Source organism: Nonomuraea sediminis, assembly GCF_018531495.1.
GTDB lineage: Bacteria > Actinomycetota > Actinomycetes > Streptosporangiales > Streptosporangiaceae > Nonomuraea > Nonomuraea sediminis.
Window position 1 is genome coordinate 793,535 of sequence record NZ_JAHDTI010000003.1, and the last position, 15,447, is coordinate 808,981.

Here is a 15,447-nt window from a genome sequence, read left to right on the forward strand (position 1 = left end):
TTCACCTAAAGGCCGATCACCTGACAGGTGGCGGTGGCCGTCCTGGTGGGGTCGCTCTCCGAGGTGGCGGTGAGCTTGACCTTGGCCAGGCGGTCGCCACCCGCGGCGCGGATCGCGTTCACCGTGACGAGCGACTGGTCGCCCGCTTGGATCGCCGACAGCTCGTTGGGCAGCTGAGTCGTCCAGCCGTTGCCCTGGACCTCGGTCTTGAGGCGGTAGACATCACCGCTGGCCCGCGGATCCGACACCTTCTGTCCGGTGTTGAAGACCGGGAACTTGCAGGTCGAGACCCCGTTCCCGGCAGGGATCCCGACCCCCGGCAGGACGCGGACGCCGCGGCGCTGCGTGCCCGCGCCGTCCAGGGAGCGGACCGCGACCGTGTACGTCAGCGTGCCCTTGCGGTCGCGCTTGACGTCGAGGATGTAGAAGTGCAGGCGGTTGGCCGTGTCCTCGTACTCGTACTGGCTGCCGGAGCCGGTGCCCGCGTGGAACAGGGCGTCGGACAGCTGCCGGTAGTCGCCGATCGTGATCGGCACCTTGGTGCCGTCGGGCAGGACGTAGTCGGTCATGTTGATGTTCTGCGGGTTGGCGTCGATCACCCACTCGAACGGGGCGGTGTCCTTGTCCTTGGTCTTGGACAGCAGGACGCCGGAATCGGGGGTGAAGGAGTCGGTGCCGACCCGGTCCACGACCTCGACCGTGTAGTTCTGGTAGCCGCCGCCGTCGCACATCGGGTCGGTCTTGACGTCACACGCCGGGCTCTTGTCGCCGCCGTTCATCACGATGTTGATGCCCGACAGGTCCGTGCTGCCCGGCAGCGTCTCGCGGGAGATCACCTTGGCCGTGATCAGGCCCGAGTGGGTCAGGCCCTCCCTGGTGAGGTTCAGCACGTTCTGCGGGTCGACGATCCCCAGCTTGACCTTGTTGCGCAGCATGTGCTGAGCGCCCATCGACGCGCCCGAGGTGGGCGGGATGAGCCAGCGCGAGTGCGGGCCGCCGGGGCCGTTGAAGCTGCCTCGGCTGAGCATCTCCCACGGACCGGTGTAGTCGCGTCTGGCGGGGATGGAGTAGGGGTTGTTGTAGTTGTCCAGGATGCCCACGATGTGGCTGAACTCGTGGGCGTAGACCGCCATGCCTGAGCTCTCGGCCTGGACGGAGTCGACGCCGATGTTGGCGTTGGGCCAGAAGTTGGATCCGGCCTGCCAGGAGGTCCAGTCGACGTAGCGGGTCTTGACCCAGTTGGGCAGGCTGGGGTCGGGCGGGCCCCAATCGTCGGTCACGTCCTCCTTGGTGGGGAACTTCATCATCCCGAACTCCTGCCAGGTGGACGACTCGTCCTGGCCCGCGCTCAGGTAGAAGACGAAGTCGAACTCCTTGAGCTTGTCGGGACCGACCGCGGCCTCCCAGGCGTTGTGCCCGTCGACGCGCAGGTTCTTGTTGCAGGAGTCGCCCGCCGGGCATCCGGTGCCGCCCTGGAACTCCATGGCGTACTCGTGCCTCTTGCCCGGCACCGTGTACGGGCCGAAGCCGGTCAGCTCGACGCCGAAGCGCCCGCCTGAGTCCTCCATCCAGTACTCGTGGATGGTGTGGCCCTTGTTGAGCGCGTTCGGGGTGTTGAGGAAGTCCTGGTAGAACTTGGCCACCTGGTCACGCGGGATGTCGTGGGCCTCGACGCTGGGGTTCTTGTAGATCGTCGAGCCCTTGGGCTGGGTCGCCACGAACTGCTGGTCCGGGTAGTCGAGCAGGACCAGCGCGCCCTTGAAGGTGCGCTTGGAACCCTTGGCGCCGGGGTCGTTCCAGGTGGTGCCGGGGACGCGCTTGTAGTCGTCCCACGTCATGTGGTCGGGATTCTCCCAGTTCTGGGGGTCGATGGGCTTGATGTCGCCCACGGGGCGGGCTCGCAGGGTCTGGGCCTCATCAGGGCCGTCCTGCTGCCACGGCTGGGTCTGCGGCCAGTGGTCCTGCCGCCAGGGATACTTCGGATCGTCGGGGGATGCTGCGGAAGCGGGGGCTGTCATCAGGCTCGTCGGGATCGCGACGATCGCCGTCAGTAACCCCAAAAGCAGCTTCTTCGGGGCATTCACGCATTGGACGGTATAGACGATGTTGACGGAGATCATCGGGCAGTTGTAGGGAAGAGCTGTGGATTTATTTCCGGCATATGTCGAAACGTCCAGGTGAGCTTTGGCGGATCTTCAGCGGATCGTGGACGAGCTGGCGGCCAGGCTCGACCGGCCGCTGCTGCTGGAGGACCGGCTCCAGCGGGTCGTGGCCTACAGCGAGCAGAGCGGGGCCATGGACGACATCCGCCGCGACTCGATCCTGCGCAGGCACACCACGCCCGAGGTGCGCGCCTGGCTGCGGGACGCCGGCATCCACGACGCCGCCGGGCCGCTGCGCACTCCGGGGGCCGCCCACCTGGGGCTGCTGCCGCGGGTATGCGTGCCGATCCGGCACGACTCGGCGCTGCTCGGGTTCCTGTGGTTCATCGACACGCCCGTCATGAGCGCGGCGGACGTCGCGACCGCGGCCGAGGCGGTGCCCGCGCTGGCGCTCGCGCTGTTCCACGAGAGCCTGGCCGGCAGCCTCGCCTCGCACCGGGAGCTGGAGGCCGTCACCGGGGTCCTGCTGGGCGAGCAGGAGGCGGCACGGCAGCTGATCGAGGCCGGCGCCTTCCCGCAGGCGCAGCCGGTCACCGTACTGGTGGCGAGGCCCGTGGACGCGCCGGGCGAGCCGGTCAGGATGGCGCTCGAGCAGGGGCTGCTGGCGTTGCGGCGGCGGCTCAGCGGGCAGCACACGCTGCATCTGGTCCGCTACGACCACGGGGTGCTGCTGGTGGCGGGCGGCGGGATGCCGATGGAGGAGGTGCATGCCGCCATGGGTGTGCCCGTCGTGGTGGGCGCGGGCCGGTCCAGGCCGTCGCTGGCCGAGGCCGCCGGGTCCTACACCGAGGCGCTGCACGCGGCGGAGGTGGCCGCGCGCGTGCCGGGGCTCGGGGCCTCGGTGGAGTGGGCGCGGCTCAGCGTCTACCGGCTGCTGACCCGGGTGCCGCACGACGAGCTGCATCCCGGGCTCGAGACCCTGCTGGCCAACGAGCAGCACCTGACGCTGCTCGAGACGCTGGAGACCTACCTGGACCTGGCGGGCAGCGCGGTGGCCACCTCGCGGGCGCTGCGGCTGCACAGGAGCTCGCTGTACTACCGGCTGCAGCGGGTCGAGGAGCTCGCCGCCACCGACCTGAAGGACGGCGGGGAACGGCTCGCGCTGCACCTGAGCCTGAAACTCGCCCGCCTCTCCGGTCGCTACCGCCCCAGGGACACGCGTGCGGGAGCGTGATTGCGTGGCCGCTCGGGCTCACGTTTAATGCCGGAAAGGGAAGATCCGACGGGAGATTTGATGCCGTTCGCGACACGTGCCGGGCCGTTCCTGGGCCGGCGCGCGCCCGCGCCCGTCGTGATCCACTCGGCCCCGCTGGTGCTGCCGATCCGGGGGGAACCGCTGCGTGACGGGGCCGTCGCGGTCAGGGGCGATCGGGTGCTGCGGGTGGGGCCGCGGGCGGAGCTCCTCGGGCTCTTCGCGGTCACCCGGGAGCGCCGCTGGCCCGGCACCCTCCTGCCCGGCCTGATCGACACCTACGCCACCGGCCGCCACCCGGACGCGCCTGGATCCCGCCCCTCGCACGCGCCTTCCAGCGCTGGGCATGACAGCCCTGGGCATGACAGCCCTGGGCATGACAGCCCTGGGCATGACGGCGCTGGGCAGTACGGCCCTGGGCATGACGGCGCTGGGCAGTACGGCACGCCACCGGCCGGGCCGCGCACCACGTCGGGGGGAACGCCGCACGGCACCTCGGGGCCGGGTACCCGGTCGCCTCAGCCACCCCGCGGCGCCCCCGAGTTCAGATCGACCACGTCTGGTGCGTCCGGCGATGGCGTCTTCTCGGGCCTTTCCGGGACGGCGGGCGTCGTCCCGGGATTCGGGGTGACGACTCGGGCGGGGGTCGTCGGGGAGCCAGGAGAGGCCGGGCGGGTGCCGGATTTCGGGTACGTGCCGGTGACCAGTCCTGGCGTGGACGAGTGGGACGAGCGTGACCGCGACCTGCTGATCACCGCGATCCGGGAGGTCGAGCGGCCCAGCGTGATCGGCGTCGCCGTGCACTCCCGCGACCTCCAGGTGCTGGAGGACGTGGCGGTGCTGGCCAGGACGTTCGGGCTGCGGCTCCTGGTGGACCTGGACGCGCACTCCCTGGCGGCGCTCGACGAGGCGGGCATCCTGGGCGCGCACTGCCATGCCACCTGCTCGCGTTCCCTCGACCCCGGCGAGCGGAAACTGCTGAGGCTGCGCCACACCGCGGTCGCCCTGCGCCCGCCGCCGCCCGACGATGCGCTGACCCTGCTGGAGGAGGGGAACCTGGTGGCCCTCGGCTCGGGCGGCATCGGCGACCCGCTGGCCCAGGCCCGTACGGTGCTCGCGCAGGCGCGAGGGCGCACGCCTCGGCCGCGCGGGCTGGACAGGAAGCTCGTCGAGGCGGCCACGCTGGGAGGCGCCAGAGCGCTGGGCCTGGCCGAGGGGGCCGGGCGGATCGGCACCCTGGGTCCCGGCAGCCGCGCCGACCTGGCCGTCTTCGCCGCCGGCGGCCGCTATCCCTACGCCTCCCTCCTGGACGACGCCCCATGCCTGGGCATCGTCATCGGCGGCATCGAGCCGTAGCCACGGCCCCGCCGTACAAGGACGGCCCGACGGCGGCCGAGCGGTGGCCCTGGCCCGCCGTACAAGGACGGCCCGATGGCGGTCGAGCGGTGGCCCTGGCCCGCCTTACAGAGACGGCACCGACGGCGGTCGAGCGGCAGCCCTGGCCCGCCGTACAAGGACGGTCCGACGGCGGTCGAGCGGTGGCTCTGGCCTGCCCGTGCGGGGTCTGTGCGAGGTCAGGAGGGCTGGGCGTCGACTGTGCCGAGGAGGTGGGTGAGGTGGGCGCGCTCCTCGTCGGACAGGACCGCGAACAGCTCCTGGCCGGCGCGGCGGCGGGCCTCGCGGGCGCGCTCGTGCAGCGCCTGCCCTTCCGGGGTGAGGACCACCAGCGTCGAGCGGCGGTTGGACGGATCGGTCTGGCGGCGCACGAGCCCGGACTCCTCCAGCGCGTCGACCACCGGCGTGAGCGAGCGCGGCACGATCCGCAGCTGCTCGGCCAGGCGCACCATGCGCAGCGGCCCGTCGGCCTCGGCCAGCGCGCGCAGCGCCCGTGCCTGGCCTGGGTTGAGCCCGAGCGGCTCCAGGCGCTGCTTGTAGCCGTAGCGCAGCCTGCGGCTGACCCGATGCAGGAGCTCCGACAGCTCCACGTCCTCCATGACCACACAGTTTAGCGGGAACAAATATGAGCTAACCTCTGTTGGAGGGAACATCTGAAAGGAGCTTTACTTGGCAGAGGAACCCCGCGCGCCGCTCGGGCGCATCATCCGGCTCTTCCACGCCTACCGCGGCCGCCTGGCCCTGGTGGGCACACTCATCCTGCTGTCGTCGCTGGTCTCGCTCGCCTCGCCGTTCCTGCTGCGCGAGGTGCTCGACGTGGCGATCCCGACGCACGACGCGCTGCTGCTGACCCTGCTGGCGCTCGGCATGATCGCGGTCGCGGTGACCACGAGCGTGTTCGACGTGCTGCAGACGCTGATCTCCACCACGGTCGGGCAGCGGGTCATGCACGACCTGCGCACCGCCGTCTACTCCCACCTGCAGCGCATGTCGCTGGCCTTCTTCACCCGCACCAAGACCGGCGAGGTGCAGTCGCGCATCGCCAACGACATCGGCGGCATGCAGTCGGTGGTCACCTCCACCGCCACCTCCATCGTCTCGAACCTCACCACCGTCGTCGCCTCGATCGTGGCCATGGTGGCGCTCGACTGGCGGCTGACCGTGGTGTCGCTGCTCCTGCTGCCGCTGTTCGTGTGGATCAGCAGGAAGGTCGGCAAGGAGCGCCGCCGGATCACCGCCGAGCGGCAGCGCAAGCTGGCCGGGCTGTCGTCCATGGTGACGGAGTCGCTGTCGATCAGCGGCGTCCTGCTCGGGCGCACCATGGGCCGCTCCCCCGAACTCACCGCCCGCTTCGGCACGGCCTCCGACGACCTGGCGGACCTCGAGGTGCGCTCAAGCATGGCCGGGCGGTGGCGGCAGTCGTCGATCCAGATCATCATGGCCGCGATGCCGGCGCTGATCTACTGGGCGGTCGGCTACACCGGCGCGATCTCGGTCGGCACGCTCGTCGCCTTCACCACGCTGCAGGTCTCCCTCTTCCGTCCCGCGGTGTCGCTGCTGCGGCTCGGGGTGGAGGTGCAGAGTTCGCTCGCCCTGTTCGGCCGCATCTTCGAATACCTCGACCTGCCCGTCGACATCCGCCCCGGCGCCCGCGCGCTGGAGTCGCCGCGCGGCCACGTCCGCTTCGACCAGGTCGACTTCTCGTACGGCGAGGCCCCCACGTTGACTGGCATCTCGGTTGACGTACCCGCGGGCACCTCCCTGGCGGTGGTGGGCGAGACCGGGTCCGGCAAGACCACGCTGAGCTACCTGCTCCCCCGCCTCTACGACGTGACCGGCGGGCGCGTCACCATCGACGGCGCCGACGTGCGGGACCTGACGTTCGAGTCGCTGGCCGACACGGTCGGCGTGGTGTCGCAGGAGACCTATCTCTTCCACGCCTCGATCGCCGACAACCTCCGCTTCGCCAAGCCGGAGGCCACCGACGACGAACTCGTCGAGGCCGCCAGGGCGGCCCGCATCCACGACCACATCGTCTCACTGCCCGACGGCTACGACACCCTGGTCGGCGAGCGCGGCTACCGCTTCTCGGGCGGCGAGAAGCAACGCCTGGCCATCGCCCGCACCCTCCTGCGCAACCCGCCCGTCCTCATCCTCGACGAGGCCACCAGCGCCCTGGACACCCAGACGGAACGCGCGGTCCAGCAAGCGCTCGACACCCTGGCGCGGGGCCGCACCACGATCACCATCGCCCACCGCCTGTCGACGATCAGGGACGCCGACCAGATCATCGTCCTGGACCACGGCCGCATCGTCGAACGCGGCACCCACGACACCCTGCTGCCCCTCAACGGCCACTACACCACCCTCACCACCCGCGACCGCCCCCTCGAACTCGTATAGAACGCCCTGGTCAGGGGTAGGGGGCGCGTATGAGTGAGAGGCCGGAACGGTATGGGCTCAGTGATGAGCAGGAGATCGAGGTCGAGGGGTGGAACGACGATCTCGGGCTTGATCATGAGATTGCCGCGGACGATCCCGAGCACCGTGACAGCATCGGCGAGCGGCTGTGGCGGGAGGCGCCCGAAAGGGAGCGGGAGCCCCGGGAGGAGCATCGGCTGACGAGCGACGGCGAGGACTTCGCCGAGGACTGGGGGGATGAGGCCGGGGAGGACCTGTCCGCCGAGGAGCGGGCCGTCCGGGTGGATCCGGACGAGGAGTACTAGGGGTTCTCGCGCAGGTAGGGCAGCAGGGCGCGCAGGTCGTCGAGGACGACGTCCGCCTTGGCCGCCTCGGGCCGCAGCGCGTGCAGGTAGCCCCAGGGGCCGCGGCGCAGCATGGCCGTGCGCATGCCCGCTTCCCCGGCGGGAAGGACGTCGTTGTCGAGGCGGTCGCCCACGTAGAGGATCTCCGCGGGCTCGCGGCCCGCGACCGCCGCCACCTTGGCGAAGAAGCCGGGCTCCGGCTTGGCCACGCCCCAGCCGTCGGAGGTGTGGATCGAGTCCGCGGGCAGGTCCATCGCCACCAGCGCGTCGTAGGCCGTGGTGGGCTGGTTGCCGGCCACGATCACCTGGTAGCCGGCCGTACGAAGCTCCTCGAAGGCCGGCCGTACGTCGGCGTAGAGGTCGTCGGCGTCGAAGTTGTTGCGCAGGCTGCCGGGCTCCTCGCGGGCCCAGAGCTCGATGTCGGCGTCCACGTCGAACCCGGGACGCAGGATCTCGAAGGTCTCCCTGTGCGGGCGGTCGAGCGCGGCCATGCCGCCGAGCACGCCGAGGAAGGCCAGCCGTGGCACGCCCAGCCGGTCGGCCCAGCGCGACCAGATGCGCGTCTCGTCGATCAGCGTCTCGCCGACGTCGAACACCACGGCTTTGATCGTCAACGATCTCTCCATTCGGCCACGACGCGGTCGACGTCGAAGGGCATGAGGTTCAGCGGCGGACCGGACAAACCAGTCTTTATCGCCTGACGGATCCTATCGTTGACCTCCTCCACGATCTGCCGCACCTCGGCCTCCGACCTGGCCTTACGCGCCAGCTCCAGCGCCTCGTCGGCGTCCTTGCGCAGCTGGAGCGTGGGCGGCAGCGGCATCTTCAGCCCCTCGCCGGCGATCTTCTGCTTGACCCACCAGTCCTCGTCGTTCAGCTCGCCGCGGTTGGGCAGCGGCTTGCCCGCGCCCGGCAGGTCGTCGAACTCGCCGCGCTCGGTGGCCTCACGGATCTGCCTGTCGATCCAGGTCTCGAAGTTCATCCCGAGCGGTTTGCGTTCCGTCATGTGAGCCTCTCCATGGCCTTGGCGATCCGCTTCTCGGAGACCGGCGTCGGCGTGCCGAGCGTCTGGGCGAAGAAGCTCACGCGCAGCTCCTCGATCATCCACCTGACCTCTGTGACGTCGGGATCGGTACGGCGAGCCGGAGCAAGCCGGTCGAGCAGGTCGAGGTAGGCGTCCTCCACGGCGTGCACGCGGTCCATCCACTCCACGTCCCGCCACGGCTCCTCGGGGAGCTTGGCGAGGCGCCGGTCGATGGCCCGCAGGTAGCGGGAGACGTCGGGCAGCCGCCGGGCGCCCGTCGCGGCGACGAAGCCCGGGTAGACCAGCTTGCCCAGCTGGTCGCGCACGTCATCGGTGGAGGCGCCGGGCCGCAGCCCATCGAGCCGGGTGCCGATCGTGTGCCAGACGGACAGGATCTGCTCCACCTTGCCCAGCACGTCGCGCGCGGTGTCGTACAGCTCGGCGCGCACGTGCTGGTAGAGCCGGTCGAAGGAGACCGGGTCCCAGGCGGGGCCGCCCACATCGGCCATCAGCTTGTCGGCCGAGGCGTTCACCACGTCGTCGAACAGCGCCACGGCGCCGCCGTGCGGGCTGCGCGACAGGGCCAGCTTGGCCTGGTTGGACAGGCCGCCGAGCAGCGACTTGGCCGGGTTGGTGACGTTCAGCAGGAGCAGGCGGCGGGTGCCGGGCCAGTGCGCGCGCCGCTGCTCGGCCGCCGTCTCGAAGATCTTCACGCCGACGCTGGAGCCCTCGTCGACCAGCGCCGGGTAGCCCTTCATCCGCCCCTGCTCGAACACCTTGGGCAACGTGCCGAAGCTCCAGGTGTGCAGGCCCGACTGCTCCAGGTCGTCCCCGGCGGCCGACAGGGTCTTACGCAGGCGCGGGGCCAGGCGGCGCTTGAGCGCGGCCAGGTCCTTGTCCTCGGCGACCGTCCGCTTCTTCTCGTCGATCACCCGGTAGGTGATGCGCAGGTGGTCGGGGATCTGGTCGACCTGCCAGGCGTCGTGCGGGACGCGCACCCCGGTCAGGCGCAGCAGTTCGCGCTCGACGGTCTCGAGCAGCGGGCCGTCGGGGTTGCCCACGTTCTGCAGCACCTGGCGGGCGAAGTTGGGGGCGGGCACGAAGTTGCGCCGCAGGTTCTTGGGCAGCGACCTGATCAGCGCGGTGACCAGTTCCTCGCGCAGGCCGGGGATCTGCCAGTCGAAGCCGTCGGCGCCGACCTGGTTGAGCACCTGCAGCGGCACGTGCACGGTCACGCCGTCGGCGTCGGTGCCGGGCTCGAACTGGTAGGTGAGCTTCATCCGCTGGCCGAGCTGGCGCCAGGTGTCGGGGTAGTCCTGGGTGCTGACGTCCGCGTTCTCGTTGACGAGCATCTCGGGGGTGAAGGTCAGCAGGGCCTTGTCCTGCTCCTTCTTCCACCACGCGTCGAAGTGGCGGGCGGAGACCACGTCGGCGGGCACGCGCTGGTCGTAGAAGTCGAACAGGGCCTCGTCGTCGACCATGATGTCGCGGCGGCGGGCCCGGTTCTCCAGCTCCTCGACCTGCTCGAGGAGCTTGCGGTTGTCCTTGAGGAAGGCGTGGTGGCTGTCCCAGTCGCCCTCGACGAGCGCGTGCCGGATGAACAGCTCGCGCGACAGGTCCGGGTCGATCCTGCCGTAGTTGACCTTCCTGCCGACCACGAGCGGCACGCCGTACAGGGTGACCTTCTCCAAGGCGATGACGGCGCCCTGGTTCTTCTCCCAGTGCGGCTCGGAGTAGGTGCGTTTGATCAGGTGCTGGGCCAGCGGCTCGACCCAGTCGGGCTCGATCTTGGCGTTGACGCGGGCCCAGAGGCGGGAGGTCTCGACCAGCTCGGCGGACATGACCCACTGGGGCTGCTTCTTGGCCAGGGACGAGCCGGGGAAGATCGCGAAGCGGGCGTTGCGGGCGCCGATGTACTCCTGGATCGGGCGGCGGCCGTCACCGGAGCGTTTCTCCATGACGTCCTTGACGCCCAGGTGCGACAGCAGGCCGACGAGCAGCGAGGTGTGCACGGCGAGCGGCGCGGCAGGGGTGCTGTTCGGCTGGACGCCCAGGGTCTGCCGGATCTGGCTGTAGATGTCCTGCCATTCGCGGACGCGCAGGTAGTTGAGGAACTCGGCCTTGCACAGGCGGCGGAAGGCGCTCGAGGACAGCTCCTGCTGCTTGTCGCGCAGGTAGTTCCACAGGTTGAGGTAGGCCAGGAAGTCCGACTCGGGGTCGGCGAAGCGGCGGTGCTTCTCGTCGGCCTGCTGCTGCTTGTCGGCGGGGCGCTCGCGCGGGTCCTGGATCGACAGGGCGGCGGCGATCACCATGACCTCGCGCAGGCAGCCGTTGTGCTCGGCCTCCAGCACCATCCGGCCCAGCCGGGGGTCGACCGGCAGGCCCGCGAGCTTGCGGCCGATCGGGGTGAGCTTGCCGTGGGCGTCGAAGGCGCCCAGCTCGTGCAGCAGGTTGACGCCGTCGCGGACCTGGCGCCTGTCCGGCGGCTCGACGAACGGGAACGCCTCGATGTCGCCCAGCCCGATCGAGGTCATCTGCAGGATGACGCTGGCCAGGTTGGTGCGCAGGATCTCCGGGTCGGTGAACTCCGGCCTGCTGAGGAAGTCCTCCTCCTCGTACAGGCGGATGCAGACGCCGTCGGAGGTACGGCCTGAGCGGCCCTTGCGCTGGTTGGCGCTGGCCTGCGAGACCGCCTCGATGGGCAGGCGCTGCACCTTGGTGCGGTGGCTGTAGCGGGAGATGCGCGCGTAGCCGGGGTCGACCACGTACTTGATGCCCGGCACGGTCAGCGACGTCTCGGCCACGTTGGTGGCCAGCACGATGCGGCGGCCGGTGTGGGTCTGGAAGACGCGGTGCTGCTCGGCGCTGGACAGCCGGGCGTACAGCGGCAGCACCTCGGTGTTGCGGAAGTCGGCCTTGGCCAGCGCGTCGGCGGCGTCGCGGATCTCCCGCTCGCCGCTGAGGAACACCAGGATGTCGCCCGGGCCCTCGCCGACGAGCTCGCGGCAGGCGTCCACGATGCCGGCCGTCTGGTCGTCGTCCTCGTCGAGCGGCCTGTAGCGGACCTCCACGGGGTAGGTCCTGCCGGAGACCTCGACGATCGGGGCGTCGCCGAAGTGGCGTGAGAAGCGCTCAGGGTCGATCGTGGCGCTGGTGATGATCACCTTGAGGTCGGGGCGCTTCGGCAGGAGCTGCTTGACGTAGCCGAGGATGAAGTCGATGTTGAGGCTGCGCTCGTGCGCCTCGTCGATGATCAGCGTGTCGTACTGCTCGAGCAGCCGGTCGTTCTGCAGCTCGGCCAGCAGGATGCCGTCGGTCATCAGCTTGACCAGCGTGCGGTCGCTGCCCTTGTCGGTGAAGCGGACCTTGTAGCCGACGACCTCGCCCAGCTGGGTGCCGAGCTCCTCGGCGATGCGCTCGGCCACGGTGCGGGCGGCGATGCGGCGCGGCTGGGTGTGGCCGATGAGGCCGCGGACCCCGCGGCCCAGCTCCAGGCAGATCTTGGGGATCTGGGTGGTCTTGCCGGACCCGGTCTCGCCCGCGATGATCACGACCTGGTTGTCGCGGATGGCCTCGAGCAGGTCGTCCTTGCGCTGCGAGACCGGCAGGTTCTCCGGATACGTCACCGCCGGCACGGCCGCGCGGCGGCTCTCCAGGCGCCGCTCGGCACGCTCCACGTCGGCAAGGATCTCGGCGGCGATCTTGTCACGGGCCTCGCGGGAGCGGACCCGGCGCACGCCGTCGAGCCTGCGCCGCAGCCGCCGCTGGTCGCGCGGCATCAGCTCGGGCAGGCGTGATTGGAGGTCGGCGAGAGGAGAGGACAACGCAGAGCTTCCCATACTGCTTTCAAGGATATTTGAGCCCCGCGCACCCGGAGCCAACGGCCCATCGTGCCTCAGCGGCCCGCGGCTTCGCATCTCAATATCGCCGCGAGCAGGAGACCGTGATCGCCCACAGCCGGCCCACTCTCCCCAGAGTTACGCCATGGGCGATCACGGTCTCGCTAGTGAGACTCCTACAGGGCCCGGGAGGTTGCATCCCGAACCCCGAATTTCCCGGATTTCCCAGGCGTGAAGGTCAGGCGGCGACGAGGGCGGCGCCGATGATGCCGGCCTCGTTCTGCAGGGCGGCGGGGACGACGCGGGTGTCGACCTTGACGTGCGGCAGGAACTTGTCCGCCTTCTTGCTCACGCCTCCCCCGATGATGATCAGCGAGGGCGACAGGAGCATGTCGACGTGGCGCAGGTACTCCTCCACCTTTTCGGCCCACTTGTCCCAGCTCAGGCCGCGCTCCTCGCGGACGCGGTCGGACGCGCGGTGCTCGGCCTCCTTGCCGCGCAGCTCCAGGTGGCCGAACTCGGTGTTGGGCACAAGCGTGCCGTCGATGAACAGGGCGCTGCCGATCCCGGTGCCGAACGTCAGCATCAGCACCGTGCCGCGCTCACCCTGCCCCTTGCCGAAGGCGACCTCGGCGATGCCCGCCGCGTCGGCGTCGTTGAGCACGCGGGCCCCGTCGAAGAGCTTGCCCGCGTCCACGCCCACCCAGGCGGCGTGCAGGTTGGGTGCCGTGCGGACCACGCCGTCCATGACCACCCCGGGGAAGGTCACCCCGACGGGACCGCTCCAGGAGAAGTGCTTGACGATCTTCGCGACCACTTCGGCGACGGGTTCAGGCTTGGCGGGCTGAGGCGTCGGAATGCGCAGCCGCTCCTGGGTGAGCTCCCCCGACGCGACGTCCACGGGAGCGCCCTTGATCCCGGAACCGCCGATATCGATGCCCAGAACTTCCATATTCGGACACCTCCCCAGTTCCTCGCCGGGCTGAACCTCCCACGCGCACCACGCGTATCTCGCGTCACAAGCGCATACCAAGGAGGCTCGGATGCGGGCACGCATCATTACGTTCTGCGCTGTCGCGGCCGTTACGGGAGCCATTCTCACCGATCCCGCGGAGGCCGCCACCAGACCCCGATTCGACGTGGTCAACCTCGTCTCCGACGTCAAGGGCAAGGCCGCCGTCACCGATCCCAAGCTGGTCAACCCGTGGGGGCTGGCCATGGGCAAGACCCTGTGGGTCTCCGACACCGGCACGGGCACCGCCACGGTCTACTCGGGCCAGGGCAAGAAGGAGCAGGCCGAGGTCGCCATCCCCGGCGGCTCCCCGACCGGGCAGGTGTTCAACCCCGGCGAGGGCTTCACCGTCAAGGGCAAGCCCGCAACGTTCATCTTCTCCAGCCCCAGCGGCGCGATCACCGGCTGGAACGCCGAGGCCGACCCCAAGAACGCGATCATCGCCGCGTTCACCAGAGGCGCCGACTACAAGGGCCTGGCCATGGTGCAGACCGACGACGGCGACTTCCTGCTCGCCGCCGACTTCGCGGGCGGCCGGGTGCACGCCTTCAACGAGGACTTCCAGCGCATCCGCCTGTCGCGCTGGCAGTTCAGGGACCCCGCGGTGCCGGAGCACTTCCACCCGTTCAACGTGGCGGTGGCCAACGGCTCGATCTGGGTCGCCTACGCCAAGCACGACCCCGCCACCGGCAAGGCGGTGCCCGGCACGGGTGTCGTCAGCCGCTTCAACGCCGACGGCCAGCTGACCGGGCGCATCACGGGCGGGCTGAACGCCCCGTGGGCGATCACGACGGCGCCTCGCGGCTTCGGCCTGTGGCGCGGGGCGCTGCTGATCGGCAACTTCGGCGACGGCACGATCCACGCCTACCGCCACGGCCGCCACCTCGGCCCGCTGCGCGGCGCCGACGGCCGCCCGATCATGCTGCCCGGGCTGTGGGACCTCGAGCCCGGCACGGCCGCCAACGGCGGCGACAACGCCCTGTGGTACGCCGCCGGCATCGAGGGCGGCCAGCACGGCCTCCTCGGCCTCATCCGCCCCGCCGGCGCCACCTCCACGGGCACCCCCACGCCCACGTCCTCGCCGACCTCCTCCTACAACTACAACAGCGGCTACTAGCTCTCCGCCTCATGGGCTCTGTCACACAGCAGAGCCCTGTACGGCAGGCCGCCCCACCGCCACCCGCCGCACTCCGGCCGGGCTCCGTCCAGGGAGACGCTCCTCAGGCGATGCGGGGTGGCCCGCCGTTACGACGCACGGGATCCCCTTGGTGGGTCAGGCGGGTCCCGTGCGCCGTAACGGCGGGCAACCCTCCCCGACTCGCCAGAAGCGCCGCCCGCGGGCCCTCAGCCGAAGTACGGCGGGCGGCCGGTGGGGCGGCCTGCCGTACGAGAGCAGCGTGACGGGACATCGCTAGAGTCGGGGGGGTGAGTGAGGCAAGCTTCAGCCAGTGGCTGCGTGAGCGGTGCGCCGACGAGTGGGACGCGGTGGTGAACCACCCGTTCGCCACGGCGATCATCGAGGGCCGGGCGGACATGCGGCGGTACCTGGAGCAGGACTTCCAGTTCGTCGACTCCTTCACCGCGCTGCTCGGGGCGGCCGTGGCCTGCGCGGACACCCTGGAGGCGCGTGTGCCGTACGCCAGGTTCCTCGGGCAGGTGGCCACCACCGAGGAGAAGACGTACTTCCACCGCGCGCTGGCCGAGCTGGGCGGCTCGGCGACGCCGCGGCTCGAGCCCGCCACGTCCGCGTTCAGGAACCTGATGGACGAGGTGCGCAGGTCGCAGGACTACGCGTCGATCGTGGCCGTGCTGTGCGTGGCGGAGTGGACCTACCTGGGCTGGGCGTCGCGGGCGGCCGAGCCGTACACCGCGAGCTGGATCCACCGCGAGTGGATCGAGCTGCACGAGGGCCCCGAGTTCCGCGAGTGGGTGGCCTTCCTGCGCGGCGAGCTCGACAGGATCGGCGACGCGCGCCTGGAGGGCACCTTCCGCCGGGCGGTCGAGCTGGAGCGCGGGTTCTTCGACATGGCCGCCGGTTGACCTTGCCCCTGGGGGAAG

12 protein-coding genes are annotated in these 15,447 nt (G+C 70.4%); 6 read left to right on the plus strand and 6 right to left on the minus strand.

Features of this window, described 5'->3' with window-relative positions; all coding sequences use genetic code 11:
• Positions 1–5 precede the first annotated feature (5 nt).
• Positions 6–2,084: a M6 family metalloprotease domain-containing protein gene (locus KIK09_RS17755; protein WP_308164162.1), complete on the minus strand. Its 2,079-nt coding sequence runs from the start codon at positions 2,082–2,084 to the stop codon at positions 6–8.
• Positions 2,085–2,184: 100 nt separating this feature from the next.
• Here KIK09_RS17755 and KIK09_RS17760 point away from each other — a divergent pair, with 100 nt between their 5' ends.
• Together KIK09_RS17760 and KIK09_RS17765 are read left to right on the plus strand one after the other, a co-directional pair.
• Positions 2,185–3,336, plus strand: coding sequence for a PucR family transcriptional regulator (locus KIK09_RS17760; RefSeq protein WP_214320310.1), 1,152 nt, complete (start codon positions 2,185–2,187; stop codon positions 3,334–3,336).
• Positions 3,337–3,396: 60 nt separating this feature from the next.
• Positions 3,397–4,710 carry an amidohydrolase family protein gene (locus KIK09_RS17765; protein WP_214320311.1) on the plus strand — a complete coding sequence of 438 codons (1,314 nt, stop codon included), beginning with the start codon at positions 3,397–3,399 and terminating at the stop codon, positions 4,708–4,710.
• A gap of 218 nt (positions 4,711–4,928) precedes the next feature.
• On the opposite strand, the gene KIK09_RS17770 is transcribed toward KIK09_RS17765, so the two are convergent.
• Positions 4,929–5,348 carry a MarR family winged helix-turn-helix transcriptional regulator gene (locus KIK09_RS17770; RefSeq protein WP_214320312.1) on the minus strand — a complete coding sequence of 140 codons (420 nt, stop codon included), beginning with the start codon at positions 5,346–5,348 and terminating at the stop codon, positions 4,929–4,931.
• A gap of 70 nt (positions 5,349–5,418) precedes the next feature.
• On the opposite strand from KIK09_RS17770, the gene KIK09_RS17775 reads away from it, so the two are divergent.
• Together KIK09_RS17775 and KIK09_RS17780 are read left to right on the plus strand one after the other, a co-directional pair.
• On the plus strand, positions 5,419–7,152 hold the full coding sequence (locus tag KIK09_RS17775) for an ABC transporter ATP-binding protein (RefSeq protein WP_214320313.1): 1,734 nt from the start codon (positions 5,419–5,421) through the stop codon (positions 7,150–7,152).
• Between the two features lie 29 nt (positions 7,153–7,181).
• The gene (locus KIK09_RS17780; protein WP_214320314.1) at positions 7,182–7,475 is read left to right on the plus strand and encodes a hypothetical protein; all 294 of its coding nucleotides are present in this window, start codon (positions 7,182–7,184) and stop codon (positions 7,473–7,475) included.
• Here KIK09_RS17780 and KIK09_RS17785 read toward each other — a convergent pair.
• From KIK09_RS17785 to ppgK, 4 genes are all read right to left on the minus strand, one after another.
• Positions 7,472–8,128, minus strand: coding sequence for an HAD family hydrolase (locus tag KIK09_RS17785; protein WP_250573226.1), 657 nt, complete (start codon positions 8,126–8,128; stop codon positions 7,472–7,474). The genes KIK09_RS17780 and KIK09_RS17785 overlap by 4 nt on opposite strands.
• On the minus strand, positions 8,125–8,520 hold the full coding sequence (locus KIK09_RS17790) for a DnaJ family domain-containing protein (protein WP_214320316.1): 396 nt from the start codon (positions 8,518–8,520) through the stop codon (positions 8,125–8,127). The genes KIK09_RS17785 and KIK09_RS17790 overlap by 4 nt, the downstream gene beginning before the upstream one ends.
• The gene (gene hrpA / locus KIK09_RS17795; protein ID WP_214320317.1) at positions 8,517–12,377 is read right to left on the minus strand and encodes an ATP-dependent RNA helicase HrpA; all 3,861 of its coding nucleotides are present in this window, start codon (positions 12,375–12,377) and stop codon (positions 8,517–8,519) included. The genes KIK09_RS17790 and hrpA overlap by 4 nt, the downstream gene beginning before the upstream one ends.
• Positions 12,378–12,615: 238 nt before the next feature.
• On the minus strand, positions 12,616–13,329 hold the full coding sequence (ppgK, locus tag KIK09_RS17800) for a polyphosphate--glucose phosphotransferase (RefSeq protein ID WP_214320318.1): 714 nt from the start codon (positions 13,327–13,329) through the stop codon (positions 12,616–12,618).
• Positions 13,330–13,420: 91 nt separating this feature from the next.
• Here ppgK and KIK09_RS17805 point away from each other — a divergent pair, with 91 nt between their 5' ends.
• The gene (locus KIK09_RS17805; protein WP_214320319.1) at positions 13,421–14,506 is read left to right on the plus strand and encodes a TIGR03118 family protein; all 1,086 of its coding nucleotides are present in this window, start codon (positions 13,421–13,423) and stop codon (positions 14,504–14,506) included.
• Between the two features lie 308 nt (positions 14,507–14,814).
• Positions 14,815–15,429, plus strand: a complete 615-nt coding sequence (locus KIK09_RS17810) for a TenA family protein (protein ID WP_308164163.1) — start codon at positions 14,815–14,817, stop codon at positions 15,427–15,429.
• The last annotated feature ends 18 nt before the right edge of the window (positions 15,430–15,447 follow it).

Coding starts and splice junctions, on each gene's coding strand:
- ppgK (WP_214320318.1), bottom strand. CDS start 13,329: ATGGAAGTTCTGGGCATCGATATCGGCGGTTCCGGGATCAAGGGCGCT.
- KIK09_RS17805 (WP_214320319.1), top strand. CDS start 13,421: ATGCGGGCACGCATCATTACGTTCTGCGCTGTCGCGGCCGTTACGGGA.
- KIK09_RS17770 (WP_214320312.1), bottom strand. CDS start 5,348: ATGGAGGACGTGGAGCTGTCGGAGCTCCTGCATCGGGTCAGCCGCAGG.
- KIK09_RS17790 (WP_214320316.1), bottom strand. CDS start 8,520: ATGACGGAACGCAAACCGCTCGGGATGAACTTCGAGACCTGGATCGAC.
- KIK09_RS17765 (WP_214320311.1), top strand. CDS start 3,397: ATGCCGTTCGCGACACGTGCCGGGCCGTTCCTGGGCCGGCGCGCGCCC.
- hrpA (WP_214320317.1), bottom strand. CDS start 12,377: ATGGGAAGCTCTGCGTTGTCCTCTCCTCTCGCCGACCTCCAATCACGC.
- KIK09_RS17780 (WP_214320314.1), top strand. CDS start 7,182: ATGAGTGAGAGGCCGGAACGGTATGGGCTCAGTGATGAGCAGGAGATC.